The organism is Rhodococcus sp. NPDC060176 (assembly GCF_042728675.1).
In the GTDB taxonomy this organism is placed as follows: domain Bacteria; phylum Actinomycetota; class Actinomycetes; order Mycobacteriales; family Mycobacteriaceae; genus Rhodococcus_F.
Map to the genome: position 1 here is coordinate 16953 of NZ_JBHWYS010000013.1, position 21308 is coordinate 38260.

Here is a 21308-nt window from a genome sequence, read left to right on the forward strand (position 1 = left end):
TACCTGGTGTACGGAAATACCGGGTGCTGACCCATCATTCTCGGCCCCATCATTGTGTGACACTGGCAGTCCCTTCTCGAAACGTCGACGGACAACTCCGATCCTTCCACGACCGTCTGCCGAAGGGGTCAGCGTGAGGCGAGGTAAGCCGCAAACGCGTCCTCGCTCGAATACTCGGGGACGTATCCGAACTGTTCCTTGAGCCGCCGATTGTCGAGGACCGGCCGATACTGGAGAAATCCGACCCGCTCCGGACCGTGTTCCGTCAAACCCAATCGCCGTCCGACGCGTAGAACGCCCCGGAGGAGCCACGCGGGAAGCGTCACCGTGCTCTTGCCCATTCGGGAAGCCAACTCGTCGACAGTCAGCGCACCGTCGCCCGCGACATTGAAGATGCCCACCTGGTTTCCGGTCACGGCCTCGGCAAAAGCGCTCGCCACGTCGGTGTGCCAGACGAACACGAAAGGGCTGTCGCTCCCGGCGACCTTGAGCAGCTTGCGGCGATCGAACAACGCTGTGATCTGGTTGTCGACGCTTTCGCCCAAGATCGTGCCGATCCGGAAGACAACTTGCTCCAACTGCGGATGTACGACGCGATACTCGGCGAGCATCTCCTCGACCAGACGTTTGTGCCGACTGTAAGTGAATTCGTCGTTGCCGCGAACGGGAACGTCTTCGGTGATCCACGCCGGGCTGTCGGAGTGGTAGCCGTACGCCGCCCCGGACGAAGACACGACAATCCGTCCGACCCCGTGTTCGACGCAGGCCGCGAGCACGTTTCGTGTCCCGTCGACGTCGACGAGGTACTCCTGCTCCACTGTCGTGTTCTTGCCGGGATTCACGATGGACGCAAGGTGTATCACGACGTCCGGACGGTGCTCACCGAACACCCGCCCCAATTCTGCGGGGTCGCACACGTCCGCTCGAACGCGGTGGACTCGATCGTCCGGTGTTGCCTTCACCGTGAGGTCGGCACAGACGACGGTGATGCCTCGTGCGATCAGTTCATCGATGACAGCCGTGCCGAGGAAGCCGTTTCCGCCCGTTACCAGCGCGACAGTCATGCCGGCACCGCCTTTCTGGTACGGCGCTTGGACCAGACCGTCGCCAAAGCCAACCCGGCGACGATGTCCCAGATCCCCCACCAGCCGGCCACGATGGCCATACCGCCGAGTCCGTCGAAGAACGTGAATACCAATCCGAGGCCCAGTCCGGCGTTGCGGATGCCGACCTCGAACGAAACTGCGCGACGGCTGTATTCGTTCAACCCGGTGACGGCGCCGCAGAAGTATCCCAGTGCGAGGGCAACCGTGTCGTGCAGGAAGACCGCAAGCAGTACCACCCCGATGTAGTCGACGAAGTACGACGCGTTCCCCGACACTCCCGCAACGATGAAGATCAAAAGCGCCACCAACGAGCCGTTCTTCACCCACGGCTGCGCTTTCGCCGCGACCTCCGGGAACTTTCGCGCCGCCCAGATGCCGACAACAAACGGCACACCGATGATGAGCGCGATTTGAACGACCATCTCGAGCGCATTCAAGTTCACCGACTGCAACAGCGCGTCGGTCTCCGAGCGTCGGCTCCCCCAGAACGCAAGATTGAGCGGCATGAGGAAGATCGCGAGGACGTTCGACACCGCCGTCATGGACACCGAGAGCGCGACGTCGCCGCCCGCCCGGTGAGTCAGGACGTTCGAGATGTTTCCTGGTGGGCAGCATGCCACCAGGATCATGCCGAGTGCTACCGACGGAGCCGGCGAGAGAATCAGCGTCAGGAGAAAAGTCACTGCCGGCAACAGCAGGAACTGGGCAGCGATACCCACCGCCATCGCCTTGGGTTTGGTGAGCGCACGACGGAAGTCCTCGACCGAGGTGTCGAGGGCGATCCCCAGCATGATCGCAGCGAGCACCACGTTGAGGATCATCAACGATCCCGGGTTGAAGTTGAGAACCACGTCGTCGATCGGCATCACTGCCCTCCCTTCGCCAGAGCCGTATCGAGCAGTTCGATGTGCCGCTTGATCGCCGATCGGTAGGCGTCCTTGTTCACGTAGTAGGCCATTCGACCCAGCTTCAGGTACTTGTATCCCCCGGACAGATCGGGTGGTGGACCGGCCGCCGCTGCCATGAATTCGCGTGCCGCGTCGGGAGCTTCGGTGCGCGCCGTGATCAATTTGGCCACCAACTCCGCTTGCTCGAAGCGGCCCTGCCACCCGAGCCCGGAGGCTTCGACCATCCCGAGAACGAAGAGATTCTCGTGGCGACGACTCGCGACGTTGAGGAACAGGTCAGGAGCAGCGCCCGACCAGTCCAGGTCCGCGCGCGCGATGAAGGGGTAGTCGAGGTGATACCCCGTGGCGCAGAGAACGAGGTCGTAATCGGCGGACGGACCGTCGACAAAATGAACCGTCCTGCCGTCGAACCGGTCGACATCGCCGCGCACGTGCACGTCACCGTGCCCGACGTGGTGCAGGATCAACGAGTTCACGACCGGATGCGATTCATAGATTTTGTAGTCCGGCACCGGAAATCCGAACCGCACCGGATCTCCCGTGAACTGCTTGAGCACCAGCGTGTCGACGCGTTGTTTGATCCACGGCGGCAACGGCTTTCCCTGATTCAAGGTGTCCGAGGGACGGCCGAACAGATACTTCGGAACGAAGTAGTAGCCTCGCCGAACGCTCAGGTCGACGGACTCCGCCTGGTGGACGGCGTCAATTGCGATGTCACATCCACTGTTGCCCGCTCCGATGACCAGTACCTTCTTCCCACGGAAGATCTCGGCGCTGCGGTACTCGCTCGTGTGCATCAACGTGCCGGTGAAGTCGCCGCGGAACGTCGGCATGTTCGGCTTCGACAACGTTCCGTTTGCGATGATCACGCCTCGGTACCGCGCAACCGTTGTCTCACCGTTGCGGCTGCGCGTGGTGACCTGCCACAGCGGATCCACGGGCGAAACGTCGATGACCGTAGTACCGAAGGTGAAGTGCCTGCGAAGATCGTGAGTGTCGGCATAGTCGCGGAAATACTCGGCGAGTTCGACGTGGCTCGGGTAGTCGGCCACCGAATCCGCCATCGGGAACTCCGCGAACGCGGTGGTGCCCTTCGAAGAGATGAGGTGCGCCGACTCGTAGACGGTGCTGTGCGGGTTGTCGATGTCCCAGAGCCCACCGACGTTGTCGTGGCTCTCGAAGCCGTCGAACGCTATCCCGGCCCGATCGAGGTTTCGCGCGCCGGCCAATCCAGACGGGCCCGCTCCGATCAGCGCGTACTTGTCCTCTGTGATCATCCGTCGAGCGTCGCAGATAGTCCGAATCTTGCAGCAATATGCCGGATAATGACGTTATGAGCGCACCAGATGCCGGCAACGGTCGCGGGATAGATGAAATCGATCTGAGGATAATCAATGCGCTTCAGCTCGCACCTCGATCCACGTGGCTTTCGTTGGCCGGACCACTCGAACTCGACGCCGCGACTCTCGCCCGTCGTTGGAATCGACTCTCCGAATCGTCGTTGGCCTGGGTCACGGTCACTCCAGGGCCACAGGTGCTGGGCAGCATCGTCACAGCGATCATCGAAATCGATTGCTCACCTGCTCTTCTCGACGCCGTCGCGGCACGGCTGACTTGCTCGGCCCACGCCGTGACGATCGAAACATCAACGGGCAGAGCAGATCTGCTCGTCACGGCCGGTACTGCGGACTTGGCGTCGATGTCACGTTTCATCTCGGAGGAGGTCGCAACGATCGACGGCGTATCGGCGCTACGCACGTCTGTCATCACACGTTGGTTCACCGAAGGAGGTCGTTGGCGACTCAACGCGCTGGCACCTGCCGAGCGCGGTGTCCTGACCACTGGTGACACACGTCAAGCCGGAAGAGCACGCACAGTCGGCATCTCGGAACAGGATCGCAAGGTTCTGACAATGCTCGCCTACGACGGGCGCGCTCCCATGCGGGAGTTGGCCGACGCGATCGGTGTCAGTCCCGCTGCGTGCAAACGCCAGGTCGACCGGCTCACGTCGTCCGGGTTGGTGGCGCTGCGGTGTGAATTCGCCCGTCCACTGGCCGGGCTTCCTGTACTCGCCACTCTGTGGTGCCGCATCGAACCCGAACTTCTCGATGCAGCAGGTCGAATACTGAGTCGGGCGCCGGAAGTTCGGAATTGCTTCGCCGTGGTCGGCGCTGACAACCTGGTTGTTCAGTTGTGGCTGCATTCTCCGGCAGAACTCGATGCCTTCGAGATTCGCCTGCGCCAAGAATTCCCAGGACTGCACGTCGGCGAACGGTCGATCGTCCTCTACTTACGCAAACTCCTCGGTCACGTACTCGATCAGAACGGACGCAGGACATCGACGATCGCGCCGGATGTGTGGTTGCCGAGCCGCACCGAATCACGGGGAAGTCGATAGCGCGAAAGAGCCCACGACCACCAGGGATGGTCGTGGGCTCTGTGATCAGTTGGGAAAATCAGCCCCGCATCTGCGCACCGACAGCCTTGGACGCCGCCTCCACTGCCGCATCACGCGCGGCACTGGCCTCGTCCTCGGTCAGCGTGCGGTCGACGCCGCGGAAGCGCAATGCGAACGCGAGCGACTTGCGACCTTCACCGACCTGCTCACCTTCGAAGACGTCGAACAGGCGAATGTCTTCGAGAAGCTCGCCACCGCCGGAACGCAGAGCTTCCTGCACCTTGGCCGCCGGAATGTCGCGATCGACGACAACTGCCACATCCTGGAGCACTGCGGGGAACGGCGAAATGCGCGGCGCCGGCAGGTTCTCGACCAACGGCAAAGCGTCGAGGTCGATTTCCAATGCGCAGGTACGCGCAGGCAGTCCGGCACGCTCGAGTACAGCCGGGTGCAATTCGCCGGCATGACCGACAACATTGCCGTCGACCAGCACCTCGGCGCAGCGGCCGGGATGCCACGGCAGGTACTGCGCCGCACGCAGTTCCACCTCGACGCCCGCTGCAGCCGCGATGACCTGCACTGCTGCAAAAGTGTCCGAAGCCTCGGCCTGACGACCCGGACCCCAGGGGCCGCTCGGCTCCCGCAATCCACTCAGCACAGCAGCGAGGTGAACGGGCTGCGCCGGCAACGACGCGATCAGGTTCGCGATCTGCTCATCCGTCGGACGGCGATCGACCGGCAATGCATCCACGGGCTTGGTGTCGGGGCCCGGCAGCACGACCTGCGCGATGCCGTACAGCGACAGATCACGCTGGCCGCGAGAAGCGTTGCGAGCCAATATCTCCAGCAGACCCGGAAGCAGAGTTGTCGCCAACTCCGGACGATCGGCTTCGAGCGGGTTGAGTACCTTGCTGGTGTTACGGCGCGGATCGTCCGCGTCAAGACCCCAGACGTCGAAGACGTTGGTGGGCAGGAACACCGGAGGAAGGACCTCGACATAGCCGGCGTGAGCGACAGCCTTCGAGACCGTGCGCTTGCGCCGCTGCGACGCAGTCAAACCGCGTCCGGCCGGAGCGGCGGGAAGAACCGACGGGATCTGCTCGAGACCTTCGAGGCGGAGTACTTCCTCGACGAGGTCTGCAGGCTGCACCAGGTCTGGACGCCACGACGGCGGCGTCGCGACCAACTGGCCGTGCCCCTCTTCGCTGACGCCGACCTCGACGTTGCACCCGACCTGGGTGAGGCGGCGAGCGGCGGTGCCGTTGGGGTACGTGACTCCGGCGACACGGTCGGGCAGGTCGATATCCATGCGAATGGCAGCGCGAGGGGCGACGTCACCGACGTCGGTCAGGACCGGCTCGATCCGTCCGCCGGCAATCTCGACCAGCAGAGCGGCTGCGCGATCGACAGCCGCGAGCGGAATCGCCGGATCGACGACGCGCTCGAAACGCTTGCTCGCCTCGCTCGGCAGCTTGTGCCGGCGGGCTGTCTTGAAGACTGCGAGCGGATCCCAGGTAGCTCCTTCGAGCAGGATGTCCGTCGTTGCAGTTCCCACCTCGGTGGTGGCGCCGCCCATGACGGCCGCCAGAGAAATGACTCCGGAATCGTCGGCGATGACAACATCTTCGGGATCGAGCGTGCGTTCGACGTCGTCGAGCGTCGTCAGCTTCTCCCCCGCCTTGGCGCGACGGACCACCAGGTCGCCTTGCACCGCGGTCGCATCGAACGCGTGCAGAGGCTGACCGAGTTCGAGCATCACGTAATTGGTGACGTCGACGGCCGGCGAGATCGGGCGAACACCGGAAAGCAGCAGTCGACGCTGCAGCCACCACGGGCTCACCGCCTCGGGATCGATTCCCGTGATCTTTCGCATCACGAAACGCGACGCCTTGGACTCCGGTTCGAGATGCACCGGCCAGGCTTCACCCTCGGCTGGATGCGCGGGAACCGAAGCGGGATCGGCGTATTCGAGATCGAAGCCGCACGCGAGCTCTCGCGTGAGACCACGGACCGAGAAGCAGTAGCCACGGTCCGGGGTGATGTTCAGTTCGATGATCGTGTCACCGAGACCGAGCAACTCGTTGCCGTCGGCGCCGGGTTCGGCGGTACCGGGCTCGAGCACCAGGATGCCCGAATGGTCCTTGCCGATACCGAGTTCCGAGACGGAGCAGATCATGCCGTCGGACACCTGGCCGTACGTCTTGCGAGTGGCGATTTCGAATCCGCCGGGCAGCACTGCGCCGGGCAGTGCAACGACGACGAGGTCGCCCTCGTTGAAATTGCGCGCGCCGCAGACGATGCCGCGAGGCTCGGGCTCACCGACCTCGACCTGACAGAAGCGGATCGGCTTCTTGAACTCGGTCAGTTCGGTGATGAAGACGACCTTGCCGACGACCAAGGGGCCGTCAATCGCCTCGAGTGTGTCGAGTTCCTCGACTTCGAGTCCTACCCGGACGAACCCGGCGTCCAACTCTTCCGGGGTCACCTCCCAGTCCGGAGTTGCCCGCTGCAGGATCTCGGTCAGCCAGGATTGCGCTACTCGCACGTCTGCTCAGCTCTCTCGTTTGTCGATAAGTCTTTGTGAAGGTTCCGCGTACCGGGTCAGTTAGCCTGCGACACCGAAGGGCAGCGTGAAACGCACGTCGCCTTCGACGATGTCACGCATGTCCGGGATGCCGTTGCGGAACTGCAGGGTCCGCTCGAGGCCCATTCCGAATGCGAAACCCGAGTACTCGTCAGGATCGATACCGCTGGCACGCAGAACGTTCGGGTTGACCATGCCGCAGCCACCCCACTCGACCCAGCCTGCCCCGCCCTTCTTGTTCGCGAACCAGACGTCGACCTCTGCCGACGGTTCCGTGAACGGGAAGTAGTTGGGGCGCATACGGGTACGCGTCTCGGGGCCGAAAAGGGCGCGAGCGAACGCGTCGAGAGTTCCGCGCAGGTTGGCCATCGTCAGGCCCTTGTCGACGGCCAGTCCTTCGACCTGCGAGAAGACAGGCGTGTGGGTCGCATCGAGTTCGTCGGTGCGGAACGTGCGACCCGGGCACACCACGTATATCGGCACCTCACGCGAGAGCATGGTGCGGACCTGCACGGGTGAGGTGTGGGTTCGCAGCACCTGGCGAGAGTTCTCGGGCGCGAGGTGGAAGGTGTCCTGCATCGTGCGGGCAGGGTGATCCGGCAAGAAGTTAAGCGCGTCGAAGTTGAAGTGCTCGGTCTCCACCTCGGGGCCCTCGGCAACTTCCCAACCCATCGCGACGAATACGTCGGCGACCTGCTCGGAAATCAGGCTGATCGGGTGACGCGCACCGACAGGGTGGCGATCGGAGGGCAGAGTGACGTCGATTGCCTCGGCGACCAACACCGCGGCGTCACGCTCGGCGAGAAGGACCTCACGACGAGCGTCGTACGCGTTGTTGATCCGGGTGCGGAAGATGTTGACGCGCTTGCCTGCGTCCGCCTTTTCCTTACCCGGAAGGCTGCCGAGTCCCCGGCGAGCGAGGGCGATCGGGGACTTGTCCCCCAGATGCTCCACCTTGACGTGCGCCAGCGCATCCAGGTCAGCGGCGTCCGCGAGCGCCTTCTCGGCATTCTCAGCCGCAGCGGTCAACGCTTCTTCGGTGAGCACACTCGCGTCGACCTCCGGCGGTGTCGCGCCCTCATTTTTGGCCACGGCTGTGACACTCCTGTCGCTTCTCGGTTTGCTTCTCGTACTGCGTGCTACTCGTACTGCTTGCGAGCTTTCGAGCCCGTTCGAGCATTGTCTCTGCTCTTGTATTGTCTCAGGCTTCCGCAAATGGGATTCCGTGAGGTCTTCGCGCGCGTTTTCAGCTGCGATCGGTCGTGCGATTCTGCACCCTCGCGCTTGCATACAGGCAAATTGCCGCCGCTGTTGCAAGGTTCAGACTTTCGGCGCGGCCGTGGATCGGAATCCGCACCCGATGATCGGCCTGCGCTGCGATCGCCGGATCGAGACCGTGAGCTTCGTTTCCGAACAGCCAGGCAGTCGGCTTGCTCAGCAACTCGTCGGCCTCGTCGAGATCGACCTCGCCGTCGGCCGCGGTCGCGAGAATTTGAATGCCGGCGGCGCGAATCTGTTCGATCACCGACACCGTGTCTCGTTCGCGGACAACCGGCAGGTGAAAGAGGCTGCCCGCCGACGAACGAACCACCTTGCCGTTGTGCGGATCGACGCTGTCACCGGCGAGGATTGCCGCATCGGCGCCCACCGCGTCGGCGATGCGAATGACGGTGCCGGCATTGCCGGGTTCGTTGACCTCGACCGGCACTGCGAGCAGGCGGGTGTCCTGGTTGACGGCTGCGCTCAGCGGTACGTCGAGGAGATCACTGACAGCAACAAGACCGGGCGGCGTGACGGTATCGCTCAGAGCTTTGATTGCCCGATCGGTGACAAGAGAAACGCGAACTCCCGCGGTCAGCGCCCGATCGATGACGTGCTGATACCGCTCGGCTGCGTCTTCTGTGTAGAAGAGGTCGTGGACCGGGCGGTTCTCGCCGTTCGCGAGCGCACCGTTCAACAGTTCGGTGACCGAGTTCTCGCCTTCGACGAGGAAACGTCCTGCTTTACGTCGTTCTGCTGTGCGCAGGAGCTTGACAGCAGAAACGACCCGCGGAGTCCGCTCGGTGAGCGGGTCCACGGGCCGTTGCTGTGATGCGTGAATCAGGCTGCTTCTCCGGCAGGAGCGTTCACGTCAGCCGGCAGAGCGGCCTTCGCGAGTGCGACCAGGCCGGCAAAGGCCTCGGCATCGGAGACAGCGAGCTCAGCCAGGATCTTGCGGTCGACCTCGACCTCTGCCAGGCGCAGGCCCTGGATGAGGCGGTTGTACGTGATGTCGTTTGCGCGAGCTGCAGCGTTGATACGCGTGATCCACAGCTTGCGGAACTCGCCCTTGCGCGCACGACGGTCGCGGTACGCGTAGGTGAGCGAGTGGAGCTGCTGCTCCTTGGCCTTGGTGTACAGACGCGAACGCTGTCCACGGTAGCCGCTGGATGCAGCAAGAATTGAACGACGCTTCTTCTGGGCGTTGACCGCCCTCTTTACGCGTGCCACTTGAAAAATCCTGTCAATCTAGGGGCTGAAAGTACGACCCCGGGTGGTCAGTAAGGGGGCGACTCAGATGCCGAGCATGCGCTTGATGCGCGGAGCGTCGTCAGGGCTGACAACAGCGACACCGTCGAGACGACGGGTAACCCTGCTGGACTTGTGCTCGAGAAGGTGGCGACGGCCGGCCTTCTGGCGCATGAGCTTTCCGCTGCCGGACACCTTGAATCGCTTCGAGGCGCCGCTGTGGCTCTTCATCTTGGGCATGGAGTCCTCAGTTCTTGTTACGTGGTGGATCTTGGGAAATCGACTAGCTGGCCGGAGCCTCGGGAGCGGCATCGCCGGTCGCCGGTGCTTCCGGAGCTGCTTCACTCGTAGCCGGTGCGGCCGGAGCCGGACGCGGTGCGGCCTGAGCCACTGGCGCCTGAGCGCTCTCCTGCGCCTTGACGCGAGTCTTGGCGCCCTTGTGCGGTGCCAAGACCATCGTCATGTTTCGGCCGTCCTGCTTTGCCGAGGTTTCGACGAATCCGAGATCTGCGACGTCTGCTCCCAGACGCTGCAGAAGGCGGTAGCCGAGTTCGGGGCGTGACTGCTCACGTCCGCGGAACATGATCGTGACCTTGACCTTGGAACCGGCTTCGAGGAAGCGAACGACGTTGCGCTTCTTGGTCTCGTAGTCGTGGTCGTCGATCTTGGGTCGGAGCTTCTGCTCCTTGATGACCGTCAGCTGCTGGTTCTTACGTGACTCACGTGCCTTCTGTGCAGCCTCGTACTTGAACTTGCCGTAGTCCATGATCTTGCAGACCGGTGGACGGGCATCAGGAGCTACCTCGACCAGGTCGAGGTCGGCCTCAAGGGCCAAGCGGAGTGCATCTTCAACACGCACGATGCCTACCTGTTCGCCGCCAGGTCCGACCAAACGAACCTCGGGAACGCGGATACGATCGTTGATGCGGGTCTCAGTGCTGATGGGGCCTCCTAGGTTGAACGGTGCGGTCTTCATGACCGCACGCAGCCCGTACCGCCCGCACCCCAACAAAAAAGCCCCGCTGTGATGATTGCTCATCCGCGGGGCCCGATGTCGACCGATCACATAAGATCCAGCTCACGCCGAAACCTATCTCCTCGACTGTGCGAGGAACCTGACGAAGAACTGATCTCCATTACAAGAACGGATCTTCGCTATCAGGTGACCGGAACCGCTGAACTGCAGCATTACCTGCCGTGCAGAGGTGGGAGTCGGACTCCACTTGCTGCCCCCGAACAAGTCGGAGGCGGTCGTTGCAACAAGAGTAACAGGTCGCCGGAGATGAAAGAAATCGGTGCCGGTCCCCCACATCGGGGAGAGGCCCGATTCAACACGATCACGGCCTGATGGAATCCTTACATCCATGAGTGAGAACTTCGAGGCAGATCAGAACACCGACGGCGCGAATCCCGACGTCCGCGAACTCTCCGAAGTTCCCGCGGTCGAGGTCATCAGCCGCGCCGCAGTGATGCTGATGAGTTCGGCTGCCGAGAAACTCGGCCTCTCCGATGCCGACCCGTCTTCCAGCCCCTACCTCGACCTCGACGAAGCGCGTCGAGTCATCACCGCGCTTGCCGGACTGGTGACTGCGTCGGTCGAGTACCTCGGCCCCCACGCCGGACCCATCCGCGAAGGTCTCCAAGCCTTGCAGCGCGCATTCCGTGAGGCCTCCTCGCATCCGGACGAGCCAGGAAAGGGACCGGGCGAGAAGTTCACCGGCCCGGTCTACTGAGTTGGCAACCGCCAACAAGACTCAACCGACGCCCGAGGACGTCGACGCGTTCATTTCCCGCGTCGACGACCGCAAGCGCGCCGACAGTGTGGAGTTGATCTCCTTGCTGTCGGCCGCCACGGGCGAGCCTGCTGTGATGTGGGGCTCGAGCATCATCGGATTCGGCGCACGGCACTACCGGTATGCGAGTGGCCACGAGGGAGACACGCCACTGATCGGGTTCTCCCCCAGAGCCACCGCACTCACGTTGTACTTGTCGCTGAACTTCGACGATTACACGGACACGCTCGCGCGCCTCGGCAAGCACAAGATCGGTAAAGGCTGCCTGTACGTCAAACGGCTGAGCGACGTCGACCCAGCCGTCTTGACCGAGCTGATCACGGATTCCGTTGCCGCAGCCCGCAACATGATCGACTGAGTCACTCACCTTCGGGGCGCGACAGGCCGAGCGTCGTCGGGCGGTTGACCGAAGACGCTCGAATCCCGTGGTGTGAAGTGATTGTTCGTCAGCGTGGCCCGACGCATTCGATCGAGTCGAAACCACCGCACGGCGTCGCGCTGGCGACACCAGCCGATGAGAAACCACAGGCCACGGTCCTGCGCCAGAATGTGCGGCTCAACTGCCCGCGCCGTCTCCGAACCGTCCCCATCCACATAGTGCAACGACACGACGCGACTCTGTTCGAGACCCTGCTCGACGGCCTGCCGGTTCGCGCGCGAATCCGTCAGAGCCCCGACGTCTCCGCGAATCCACACGCGGCCACCGAGTTCGGCGACCTTACGACGACTCTCCTCGTCCATCACGTCGAGCAGTTTTGCCAGCGCCGCACGTCCATCCGGCGCAAACGGAGCATCGCCCATCGCCGTCAACGCCAACGCGATTGAAACTGCTTGCGGAACAGTGAAATTCACCGGCGGTAGCGTGGCGCGACCTACGAGTCGGTATCCACCCCCAGGGCCTGAGCGCGCCTCGATCGCCGCACCCGACATCATCAGCGTCTCGATATCGCGTTTGATCGTTCGGGTGGTGACACCGAATTCCTCGGACAATCGGGAACACGTAGCCCCTCGATCGCCCTGTCGCCGAAGCTCCTCGACAAGAGCATGCAATCTCGCAGCTCGATTCACACCCACGAGTGTCTCAGATTTCGATACCAAACGGTGACATAATTAGTGACAGTCCGTTGTCACCATCCCGGCTGCACAGTGAGTATATGAAAACTCACATCGTTCTTGTTCCCGGATTCTGGCTCGGTTCATGGGCATGGGATGCAGTTCTCCCACACCTCGAGCGTTCCGACACCCGCGTGACCAGTCTGACGCTGCCCGGACTCGACGCCGTCGATGCAGATCGATCAGCGGTCACCTTCGACGCCCACGTCCGCGCAGTCATCGACGCTGTAACGGATTCCGACGAACGCACGGTCCTGGTCGTTCACAGCGGCGCCGGCCCGGTGGGGTACGCAGTCACCGATCGCATCCCGGATCGCGTCGCTCGGATCGTCTACGTCGACTCGGGCCCGATGCCCGACGGCGCAGCGCTGCGGCCGGATTTGGCCGCAGATGTCGTCGAGATACCTCTGCCGACGTGGGCAGAACTCGAAGCAGACGGCAGCAGCCTCGAAGGACTCGACGAGAAAGCTCTCGACGCGTTTCGCGCCAACGCCGTCCCCGAACCGGCCGGACCGGCACGTGAGCCGATTGTCCTGACGAACGAGAAGCGCTACCAGGTGCCGTCAACCGTCGTTTGCAGCACGTTCCCGTCAGCGGTGATCGCCCAAATGGCCGACGGGGGTCATCCGATGGCCGCGGAACTGGCGAAACTCCCAGTGACGTATGTCGACCTCCCGACCGGCCATTGGCCGATGTGGTCGCGCCCCGAAGACGTTGCCCAGGTGATCCTCGAGGCCACCGCTTCCTGACCGACAGAGCGGTGATGCCGGGTCGAATTCCGACCCGGCATCACTGACCGACTTCTACCTACTCACGTTCTGCTAGCTCACGGAAGCAGCTTTCTTCCGTGGCGCAGCCTTCTTAGCTGCAACTGCCTTCGTTGCGCGCTTCTTGGTGATCGGCTTGGCCTTGACCGGTGCGTGCTGTGCGGTGAGAACTTCACTGAGGAACTTGCCCGTGTAGCTCTCGGGGACCGCGGCCACGTCCTCCGGAGTACCTTGCGCCACAACGGTTCCGCCGCCGGATCCACCTTCGGGTCCCATGTCGACGACCCAGTCCGACGTCTTGATCACGTCGAGGTTGTGCTCGATCACGATCACGCTGTTGCCCTTGTCGACCAGACCGTTGATGACGATCAAGAGCTTGCGGATGTCCTCGAAATGCAGACCCGTGGTGGGCTCGTCGAGGATGTACACGGTCCGGCCGGTCGACCGTTTCTGCAGTTCGGCGGCGAGCTTGACGCGTTGTGCCTCACCGCCGGACAGGGTGGGAGCCGGCTGACCCAGTCGAACGTAGCCCAGACCGACGTCGACCAGAGTCTTGAGGTACCGGTGAATGGAGGTGACCGGTTGGAAGAACTCGGCTGCTTCCTCGATCGGCATGTCGAGAACCTCGGCGATCGACTTGCCCTTGTAGTGGACCTCGAGCGTTTCGCGGTTGTACCGAGCGCCGTGGCACACCTCGCACGGCACGTACACGTCCGGCAAGAAGTTCATCTCGATCTTCAGCGTTCCGTCGCCGGAGCACGCCTCACAGCGTCCGCCCTTGACGTTGAACGAGAACCGGCCTGGCTGGTATCCGCGGACCTTCGCTTCCGTGGTGGCTGCGAAGAGGGTTCGGATCTTGTCGAACACACCGGTGTACGTCGCCGCATTCGATCGCGGAGTCCGGCCGATCGGAGACTGATCGACCTGCACGAGCTTGTCCAGCTGATCGAGACCGTTGATTCGTGTGTGACGGCCGGGCACCTGGCGTGCACCGTTGAGCTTGTTCGCCATGACGGTCGCGAGAATGTCGTTGACCAACGTCGACTTACCCGAACCGGAGACACCGGTGACAGCGGTGAGAACGCCCAGAGGGAAGCTCACGTCGATGCCGTCGAGATTATGCTCGCGAGCTCCGACGACCGTGACCTGACGCTTGCGGTCCACCGGCCGACGAATGGCCGGAACCTCGATGAAGCTGCGACCCGACAGGTAGGCGCCGGTCAGGGACTCTTCACACGTCAGCAGATCTTCGTACGGCCCACTGTGGACGACCTTGCCGCCGTGCTCGCCGGCGTACGGTCCGATGTCGACCACCCAGTCAGATGTACGGATGGTGTCTTCGTCATGCTCGACCACGATCAATGTGTTGCCGAGGTCACGCAAACGCGTCAGAGTTTCGATCAGTCGCCGGTTGTCGCGTTGGTGAAGACCGATGGACGGCTCGTCGAGGACGTACAGCACGCCGACCAGTCCGGATCCGATCTGCGTTGCCAAGCGGATTCGCTGGGCTTCGCCACCGGACAACGTGCCTGCGGCACGCGAGAGGGAAAGGTATTCAAGGCCGACGTCGAGCAGGAACCCGAGGCGCGCCTGAACTTCCTTGAGGACCTGACCCGCAATGGCCTCTTCGCGCGAACCGAGGGTGAGGCTGTTGAGGAAGTCCGCGCAGTCGGAGATGGAGAGTTCACAGACCTCGGCGATGGACTTACTGCCGAAATCTCCAGCCGCAATAGTTACTGACAGGATTTCCGGGCGCAGGCGAGCTCCACCACACGCCGGGCACGGGGTATCGCGCATGTACCCGTCGTAGCGTTCCTTCATCTGATCGGACTCAGTCTGTTCGAGGCGGCGGTGCAGGAACGGCATCACACCTTCGAACTCGGCGTAATAAGAACGGGTACGGCCGTACCGATTTTTGTACCGGACGTGAACCTGCTCCTCACTACCTTCGAGAATCGCTTTGCGGGCCTTCGCCGGCAACTTGTTCCACGGCGTTTTCATGTCGAAACCGAGGATGTCGCCGAGGCCGGACAGCAAACGTCCGAAGTACTCCGAACTCTGGCCCATCGACCACGGCGCGATTGCTCCGTCTTCGAGACTCAGGTCGGGATCGGGAACCACCAGATCCGGGTCGACCTCCTTGCGGATACCGAGGCCGGTGCATTCGGGGCAGGCGCCGTAGGGCGAGTTGAAGGAAAACGAGCGCGGTTCGAGATCATCGATGGCAAGAGCGTGGCCATTCGGGCAGGCCAGCTTCTCAGAGAAACGACGCTCTCGATCAGGTGCATTTTCCTCGCGGTCGACGAAGTCGAGGACGACGATGCCTTCGGCCAATCGAAGGGCGGTCTCGACCGAATCGGTAAGGCGCTGCTTCGAGCTCGCCTTGACCTGCAAGCGGTCGACAACAACTTCGATGTCGTGCTTTTCCTGCTTCTTGAGCTTCGGCGGATCTGCGAGCGAATGGACCACACCGTCGACGCGCACTCGCGAATAGCCCTGGGTGTTGAGCTGATCGAAGAGATCGACGAACTCGCCCTTGCGTGTGCGAACCACCGGTGCGAGGACCTGGAACTTGATGCCCTCGTCCATCTCGAGCACCTGGTCGACGATCTGCTGGGGCGTCTGACGTGCGATCTTCTCACCACACACCGGGCAGTGCGCTGAACCTGCGCGGGCATAGAGGAGTCGGAGGTAGTCGTAGACCTCGGTGATGGTGCCCACCGTCGAACGCGGGTTGCGGTTGGTCGACTTCTGGTCGATCGACACCGCAGGCGACAGTCCTTCGATGAAATCCACGTCCGGCTTGTCCATCTGACCGAGGAACTGACGCGCGTATGCCGAGAGCGACTCGACGTAGCGGCGCTGACCTTCGGCGAAGATCGTGTCGAAGGCGAGGCTGGACTTGCCGGAGCCCGACAACCCGGTGAAGACGATCAGGCTGTCTCGCGGGAGGTCGAGATCGACTCCTCGCAGATTGTGCTCACGCGCACCCCGCACGATCAGGCGATCCGCCACACCAATTCCCTTCATTGTCAATCATCTGGGGCCGTCCCCCCGGAGAAGTCTCGAGCGGCCCCGCAAACGCGAGTCCTCGAGCGATCGTCATCGTAGGCCGAGCCACCGACACGTTTATCTCACCAAGCGAGCCCATCGCTCTACCTGCCCCTATTCGAAGGTAGCCTGCGATTCATGACGAATCAGCCCATCGTGATCGACGACTCCTACACCGGTCAGGTCTCCCCCGATTCTGCCCCTCAGCGGCGCACAGTCGAAGGTGCCGTCATCACGAAGATGTCGGTCGGCCCCATGGACAACAACACTTACCTCGTCGTCTGTTCCACGACCGGGAAATCTCTCCTGATCGATGCGGCCAACGAAGCCGAGAAGATCATCGCGCTCATCGAACAGGAAGCACCTGTTTTCGATTCCATCGTCACCACCCACCAGCACGGTGACCACTGGCTGGCCTTGCAGGACGTCCACGCCGCCACGAAGGTGCCGACCGCCGCTCATCCCCTCGATGCGGATGTCCTTCCCGTCACCCCGGACGTTCTCCTCGAAGACGGCGACAAGGTGAACGTTGGCAACTTGAGCCTCGACGTCATTCACCTGTCCGGACACACTCCCGGCTCCATCGCGCTGGCTCTCACCGAACCGAGCGGGCAGGTTCACCTCTTCACCGGTGATTCACTCTTCCCCGGAGGAGTAGGCAAGACTGCCGACCCCGAGAAGTTCACTTCCCTGCTCGACGACGTGGAAAACAAGCTGTTCGGAAGGTTCGACGACGCAACCGTCGTCTACCCGGGGCACGGCAAAGACACGACGCTCGGCGCCGAGCGCCCGCACCTGGCGGAGTGGCGCGAACGCGGTTGGTGACGTTTCACCTGTTCCGTACTGGACCCCGCTAACCGGCTTCGTAGCTGTCGACCTGCTCACCGTTGACTCGAAGTCGCGGAAGCCAGGTCGACAGAGTCCGGCCCAGTCCTTCGACCATCTGTTCCCCGAACACACACAGCGTGCGTTCCCACGGATGGCCGAAGGTCCCTTCCGTGAAGTCGTCCCGACTGAATATGTAGTAGTCACCGTTCGGATAGACCGGAACACGCCACTCCGCAAGCTCATTCGCAGCAGCATGTGCCTCCGCGTCGAAGGTGTAGCCCGGATGCTGCCAATCCAGAACGACGAAGTTGGGGTCGTCGTTCCAGACGGTGACAAAGCAGCGCAACGCTTCGGCGTTGATCGCATCGACGCGAGCGGCCCACGCCCCTGGAGTCGCAGCTGGCGCCGCACCCAAATCGAAGACCACGGATGGGATGGGTTCGGCGATAGCGGGCCAAGATCGTGCGTCGATGCCGGGCGTGAACCCGTAGCGCGCACGAAAGATCTCCCAGTTTTTCACGTTCTCCTCGTCCGACAGCTGTCCCCAGCCGGAGGGAAGGGTCGAGCCGAAGTTCTGAGTCATCTTGGTGGTCACACCACCATCGTGCTCGATCGGTGTGCATTGTGTGACACCTTCGAACACGCCGTGGGCGGACAAACGGTAACGGGTACTTCAGAACGGTGTGTCCGGATCGATGAAGAAGTCATCGCCGCAGTACAGCCTGCTTCCGCGGCCAAGAATCCGTCAACCGGGTCAGGCGTGGCGGGATCGCCGAACCGGACCAATTCCTCGTGAGATCGCTAGGGTGGAAAACGAACCTACATCGGGAGGCTTGAAACATGCTGGTACGTCGAATTGCTCGTCCACTGCTTTCCACGATCTTCATCGCCGGGGGAATCGATGCTTTGCGCAACCCCGCTCAGCGAGCAGCCAAAGCGTCACCCCTGATCGACAAATCCGTCGAGACGCTGCCAGGAGCAGTGACGCAGAAGGTGCCTGCTGATCCGGAAACACTCGTCAAGATCAACGCCATCGTCCAGATCGGTGGCGGTGCCCTGCTCGCCACAGGCAAGGCTCCGCGGCTCGCGTCGTTGGTCCTCGCCGGAAGCCTGGTGCCCACCACACTGGCCGGCCACGACTTCTGGAACGAAACCGATCCATCACTGCGAGCGATGCAGCGCACCAACTTCATCAAGAACGTCAGCTTGCTCGGCGGACTGATGATCGCGTCCGTCGACACCGAGGGCAAACCGTCGCTCGGCTGGCGTGGCCGCCGCGCCGCGAGGAAGGCCCAGGCGTCTATCGCTGCGGCACTTCCGTTGGTCGCATCGCAGACCGATCACACGAGCGATCGCGTCGAACATGCTCTGTCGGTGGCATCCGAGCGTGGTTCCGAACTCGCCGAAACCGCGAAGGCACACGGAACGGATTGGCTCGAACTCGCCAAGGGGCGTGGTTCCGAGTTCGCGGAGATCGCGAGCAAGCGTGCCGCTGAATTCAGCGAGGTCGCCAAGGAGCGCGGCCCGGACATCCTCGAAGTCGCGCAGAAGCGCGGTTCCGAACTGGCCGAGACCGCCCGCGAGCGCAGCGCCGAACTGGCCGAGACCGCCCGCGAGCGCAGCGCCGAACTGGCCGAGCTGGCGAGCAAGCGCAGCTCCGAGTTCGCCGAACTCGCGCTCGAGAAGAGCAACGAGTGGGCAGAGACGGCGTCGGAACAGACCGAGGTGCTGGGTAAGCGGGCCCGCAAGCGCGCCGAGAAGGCACTCGAAAAGGCTCGCGCCAAGAAGGACGAATTGACGCACTGAGTGCACCGAAAATCACGGTCAGGCCACCTTCGGGTGGCCTGACCTGTATCTATGCGGCAGTTCATCTGGGGGAACTAGACTGTCTTGGCGCTTTTGCAGCGCATGAATTTCTCATCAAGCCTAGGAGATCCTTTGCCCGACGCGGACCCGTCACTGAACGAGCAAGAGCTCGAGCAGCAGTACGTGACGATGCTGTACTCCCGTCTCGACGATCTTCGAAAGTATGCCCAAACACGCTTGAGCACGGTCCTCCTCGAGACCGGCGGCACCCCGCAGGCACGCAGTGAACGCGAATCCTTCAATGCCATGTACACCGAGGATCTCGCCAAGTACGACGCAGCCGAGAACGGAATGTGTTTCGGACGCATCGACTTCGACGACGAGCGACGCTACGTCGGCCGACTCGGAATTCTGGACACCGACAACGACTACGAAACGCTGCTCCTCGACTGGCGCGCCCCGATGGCACGGCCGTTCTATCTGGCGACGCCGGCGGCACCTGAAGGTGTGAAACGGCGACGTCATATTCGCAGCCGTAGCCGCACGGTCACGGGTATCAACGACGAATACCTGGACCTCGATGCGGCCCGCGCCGCCGGAGTAGTCACCGAAGCCGGCGGCGTCGCCGGTGAGAGCGCACTCCTGGATGCTCTGAACGCAGCACGTACGGGCCAGATGAACGACATCGTCGAGACAATCCAGAGCGAGCAGGATGCCATCATCCGCTCCGAACACAAGAGCGTTCTGGTGGTCCAGGGCGGTCCGGGTACCGGCAAAACAGCTGTCGCACTTCACCGTGCCGCCTTCTTGCTCTACACGTACCGTCAGCAATTGGCCAAGGCCGGCGTTCTCATCATCGGGCCGAACGCGACCTTCCTCGACTACATCAGCCAGGTCCTCCCTTCACTCGGTGAGACCGGCGTCCTGCTCTCGACGATTGGTGACCTGTACCCCGGAGTGCGCGCAACACGTACCGATTCCCTCGCCGCCGGTGAGATCAAGGGTTCGCTCGCGATTCTCGACGTGCTCAAGAACGCCGTCAGGGATCGACAGGAAGTTCCGTCCAAGCCGATCACCCTGCGATTCGACACGTACGACTTGAAGCTGGATCGCAAAACCGTCACGAAGGCGCGCGGTCGGGCTCGATCGTCGCGTCGCCCACACAACCTGGCGCGCCCGATCTTCGTAGCAGCGGTCATCGAGGCGTTGGCGCTGCAGATGGCCGAACTCATCGGCGGAAACCTCGTCGACGGCGGCTCACTCCTCAGCCGGGACGACATCGCCGACATTCGCGACGAGATGCGCGAGGACTCCGACATCATGTCCGCCATCGGAAAGCTCTGGCCAGAGTTGTCGCCGCAGCAAATCCTCGCGGAACTGTGGACGTCTCCGGCGAGGTTGGCCAAGGCAGCGCCGCAACTCGACGACGGACAACGCGACGAGCTTCTGCAGAGCGTCGGGCCAGGATTCAGTGCGGCCGACGCTCCCCTTCTCGACGAACTCGCCGAGATACTCGGCGTCGACGATGCCGCCGAACGCGAACGCGCACAACGCGAATGGCGTGCACAGATCGCCGACGCCCAGGGTGCTCTCGACATCCTCACCGGCTCCGCACCACAGGACCTCGAGGACGAGATGGATCCTGAGATCCTGATGGCGTACGACTTGATCGACGCCAGCCAACTCGCCCAGCGCCACGATCAAGGCCAGCGCCAGACTACGGCGGAGCGCGCTGCCGGCGACCGAACCTGGACCTACGGTCACGTGATCGTCGACGAAGCCCAAGAGCTCTCCGAGATGGCGTGGCGAATGCTGATGCGGCGCATACCGAATCGGTGGATGACGTTGGTCGGCGATACGGCCCAGACCGGCGATCCTGCGGGAACCTCGTCCTGGCAGACGATCCTCGAGCCCTACGTCGCCAAGCGCTGGAAGCTCACCGAACTGACCGTGAACTACCGAACTCCGTCGGAGATCATGAATGTCGCTCACCGCGTGCTCGAAGAGATCGACCCGGAGCAGTCGGTGCCCCGGTCGGTGCGCGACAGCGGATTCGCGCCGTGGGCACTCAAGACCACGGCCGAAGAATTGGAATCGACCGTGCGCCGCTGCATCGAGTCCGAGTCGCACCCCGGTATCACCGCCGTGATCGCCGGCTCCGGAGTTGTTGCCGATCTGGCGGGCCTTGCGAGCGAGACCGTGAGCGTCCTGTCGGTCAAGGACGTCAAGGGGCTCGAGTTCGACACCGTGTTGATAGTCGAACCCGCCGACATTCTCGACGAGTCACCCCGGGGAATGAACGACCTCTACGTCGCGTTGACCCGAGCTACCCAGAGGCTCGGCATCATTCACATCGAGTCGCTCCCCGCGGTTCTCGACGGCGTCGAGGCCGCAGAGTTGGCCTTCGATTCGTGAGCCTCACGGAGTAGGTTCGTGCGTGACACCA

At 62.8% G+C, this 21308-nt stretch carries 19 protein-coding genes; 7 read left to right on the forward strand and 12 right to left on the reverse strand.

Annotation, left to right across the window (positions count from 1 at the left end):
• Positions 1–128: 128 nt before the first annotated feature.
• Genes ACFWEM_RS31970 through ACFWEM_RS31980 form a run of 3 tightly spaced genes read right to left on the reverse strand, consistent with a single transcriptional unit; the run spans position 129 to position 3291 of the window.
• Complete coding sequence (locus tag ACFWEM_RS31970; RefSeq protein ID WP_378539689.1) at positions 129–1064, reverse strand: SDR family oxidoreductase; 936 nt, start codon at positions 1062–1064, stop codon at positions 129–131.
• Positions 1061–1972: a bile acid:sodium symporter family protein gene (locus ACFWEM_RS31975; protein WP_378539690.1), complete on the reverse strand. Its 912-nt coding sequence runs from the start codon at positions 1970–1972 to the stop codon at positions 1061–1063. Before ACFWEM_RS31975 ends, ACFWEM_RS31970 begins: the two co-directional genes overlap by 4 nt.
• Positions 1972–3291, reverse strand: a complete 1320-nt coding sequence (locus tag ACFWEM_RS31980; protein ID WP_378539691.1) for a flavin-containing monooxygenase — start codon at positions 3289–3291, stop codon at positions 1972–1974. The genes ACFWEM_RS31975 and ACFWEM_RS31980 overlap by 1 nt, the downstream gene beginning before the upstream one ends.
• Positions 3292–3347: 56 nt before the next feature.
• Between ACFWEM_RS31980 and ACFWEM_RS31985 the strand changes: the two genes are divergently transcribed.
• A complete protein-coding gene (locus ACFWEM_RS31985; protein ID WP_378539692.1) occupies positions 3348–4412 on the forward strand; it encodes an Lrp/AsnC family transcriptional regulator in 1065 nt (354 codons plus the stop codon).
• 58 nt (positions 4413–4470) lie between these two features.
• Here ACFWEM_RS31985 and pheT read toward each other — a convergent pair whose 3' ends face one another.
• The 6 genes from pheT to infC form a co-directional block, all read right to left on the reverse strand.
• Positions 4471–6957: a phenylalanine--tRNA ligase subunit beta gene (pheT, locus tag ACFWEM_RS31990; protein WP_378539693.1), complete on the reverse strand. Its 2487-nt coding sequence runs from the start codon at positions 6955–6957 to the stop codon at positions 4471–4473.
• 60 nt (positions 6958–7017) lie between these two features.
• Positions 7018–8088, reverse strand: coding sequence for a phenylalanine--tRNA ligase subunit alpha (gene pheS / locus ACFWEM_RS31995; protein WP_003944109.1), 1071 nt, complete (start codon positions 8086–8088; stop codon positions 7018–7020).
• A gap of 154 nt (positions 8089–8242) precedes the next feature.
• Positions 8243–9073 carry a TrmH family RNA methyltransferase gene (locus ACFWEM_RS32000; protein ID WP_378539694.1) on the reverse strand — a complete coding sequence of 277 codons (831 nt, stop codon included), beginning with the start codon at positions 9071–9073 and terminating at the stop codon, positions 8243–8245.
• Between the two features lie 23 nt (positions 9074–9096).
• On the reverse strand, positions 9097–9486 hold the full coding sequence (rplT, locus tag ACFWEM_RS32005) for a 50S ribosomal protein L20 (protein ID WP_019748616.1): 390 nt from the start codon (positions 9484–9486) through the stop codon (positions 9097–9099).
• A 63-nt stretch (positions 9487–9549) separates the two neighbouring features.
• Positions 9550–9744: a 50S ribosomal protein L35 gene (rpmI, locus tag ACFWEM_RS32010; protein ID WP_003944043.1), complete on the reverse strand. Its 195-nt coding sequence runs from the start codon at positions 9742–9744 to the stop codon at positions 9550–9552.
• 43 nt (positions 9745–9787) lie between these two features.
• Positions 9788–10480 carry a translation initiation factor IF-3 gene (gene infC, locus ACFWEM_RS32015; protein ID WP_378450004.1) on the reverse strand — a complete coding sequence of 231 codons (693 nt, stop codon included), beginning with the start codon at positions 10478–10480 and terminating at the stop codon, positions 9788–9790.
• 388 nt (positions 10481–10868) lie between these two features.
• Between infC and ACFWEM_RS32020 the strand changes: the two genes are divergently transcribed.
• Positions 10869–11237: a DUF1844 domain-containing protein gene (locus tag ACFWEM_RS32020; RefSeq protein WP_020907885.1), complete on the forward strand. Its 369-nt coding sequence runs from the start codon at positions 10869–10871 to the stop codon at positions 11235–11237.
• Position 11238: 1 nt separating this feature from the next.
• Positions 11239–11655: a DUF1801 domain-containing protein gene (locus ACFWEM_RS32025; protein ID WP_378539695.1), complete on the forward strand. Its 417-nt coding sequence runs from the start codon at positions 11239–11241 to the stop codon at positions 11653–11655.
• Positions 11656–11660: 5 nt separating this feature from the next.
• Here ACFWEM_RS32025 and ACFWEM_RS32030 read toward each other — a convergent pair whose 3' ends face one another.
• Positions 11661–12371 (reverse strand): helix-turn-helix transcriptional regulator, encoded by a 711-nt coding sequence (locus tag ACFWEM_RS32030; RefSeq protein WP_378539696.1) that lies wholly within the window; start codon positions 12369–12371, stop codon positions 11661–11663.
• Positions 12372–12451: 80 nt separating this feature from the next.
• Between ACFWEM_RS32030 and ACFWEM_RS32035 the strand changes: the two genes are divergently transcribed.
• Positions 12452–13159, forward strand: a complete 708-nt coding sequence (locus ACFWEM_RS32035) for an alpha/beta fold hydrolase (protein ID WP_378539697.1) — start codon at positions 12452–12454, stop codon at positions 13157–13159.
• A gap of 72 nt (positions 13160–13231) precedes the next feature.
• On the opposite strand, the gene uvrA is transcribed toward ACFWEM_RS32035, so the two are convergent.
• Positions 13232–16192 carry an excinuclease ABC subunit UvrA gene (gene uvrA / locus ACFWEM_RS32040; RefSeq protein ID WP_378539698.1) on the reverse strand — a complete coding sequence of 987 codons (2961 nt, stop codon included), beginning with the start codon at positions 16190–16192 and terminating at the stop codon, positions 13232–13234.
• 174 nt (positions 16193–16366) lie between these two features.
• Between uvrA and ACFWEM_RS32045 the strand changes: the two genes are divergently transcribed.
• Positions 16367–17053, forward strand: a complete 687-nt coding sequence (locus ACFWEM_RS32045) for an MBL fold metallo-hydrolase (RefSeq protein WP_378539699.1) — start codon at positions 16367–16369, stop codon at positions 17051–17053.
• A gap of 28 nt (positions 17054–17081) precedes the next feature.
• On the opposite strand, the gene ACFWEM_RS32050 is transcribed toward ACFWEM_RS32045, so the two are convergent.
• On the reverse strand, positions 17082–17651 hold the full coding sequence (locus ACFWEM_RS32050; RefSeq protein ID WP_378539700.1) for a DUF2716 domain-containing protein: 570 nt from the start codon (positions 17649–17651) through the stop codon (positions 17082–17084).
• A gap of 245 nt (positions 17652–17896) precedes the next feature.
• Between ACFWEM_RS32050 and ACFWEM_RS32055 the strand changes: the two genes are divergently transcribed.
• Together ACFWEM_RS32055 and ACFWEM_RS32060 are read left to right on the forward strand one after the other, a co-directional pair.
• A complete protein-coding gene (locus tag ACFWEM_RS32055) occupies positions 17897–18862 on the forward strand; it encodes a DoxX family membrane protein (protein ID WP_378539701.1) in 966 nt (321 codons plus the stop codon).
• A gap of 132 nt (positions 18863–18994) precedes the next feature.
• Positions 18995–21277, forward strand: coding sequence for a HelD family protein (locus ACFWEM_RS32060; RefSeq protein WP_378539702.1), 2283 nt, complete (start codon positions 18995–18997; stop codon positions 21275–21277).
• Positions 21278–21308: the final 31 nt, after the last annotated feature.

Excerpts from the sequence above, each read along its gene's own strand:
- ACFWEM_RS31975 (WP_378539690.1), bottom strand. The coding sequence starts at position 1,972 with ATGCCGATCGACGACGTGGTTCTCAACTTCAACCCGGGATCGTTGATG.
- ACFWEM_RS32045 (WP_378539699.1), top strand. The coding sequence starts at position 16,367 with ATGACGAATCAGCCCATCGTGATCGACGACTCCTACACCGGTCAGGTC.
- ACFWEM_RS31970 (WP_378539689.1), bottom strand. The coding sequence starts at position 1,064 with ATGACTGTCGCGCTGGTAACGGGCGGAAACGGCTTCCTCGGCACGGCT.
- ACFWEM_RS32020 (WP_020907885.1), top strand. The coding sequence starts at position 10,869 with ATGAGTGAGAACTTCGAGGCAGATCAGAACACCGACGGCGCGAATCCC.
- ACFWEM_RS32055 (WP_378539701.1), top strand. The coding sequence starts at position 17,897 with ATGCTGGTACGTCGAATTGCTCGTCCACTGCTTTCCACGATCTTCATC.
- infC (WP_378450004.1), bottom strand. The coding sequence starts at position 10,480 with ATGAAGACCGCACCGTTCAACCTAGGAGGCCCCATCAGCACTGAGACC.
- ACFWEM_RS32035 (WP_378539697.1), top strand. The coding sequence starts at position 12,452 with ATGAAAACTCACATCGTTCTTGTTCCCGGATTCTGGCTCGGTTCATGG.
- ACFWEM_RS31980 (WP_378539691.1), bottom strand. The coding sequence starts at position 3,291 with ATGATCACAGAGGACAAGTACGCGCTGATCGGAGCGGGCCCGTCTGGA.
- ACFWEM_RS31985 (WP_378539692.1), top strand. The coding sequence starts at position 3,348 with ATGAGCGCACCAGATGCCGGCAACGGTCGCGGGATAGATGAAATCGAT.
- rpmI (WP_003944043.1), bottom strand. The coding sequence starts at position 9,744 with ATGCCCAAGATGAAGAGCCACAGCGGCGCCTCGAAGCGATTCAAGGTG.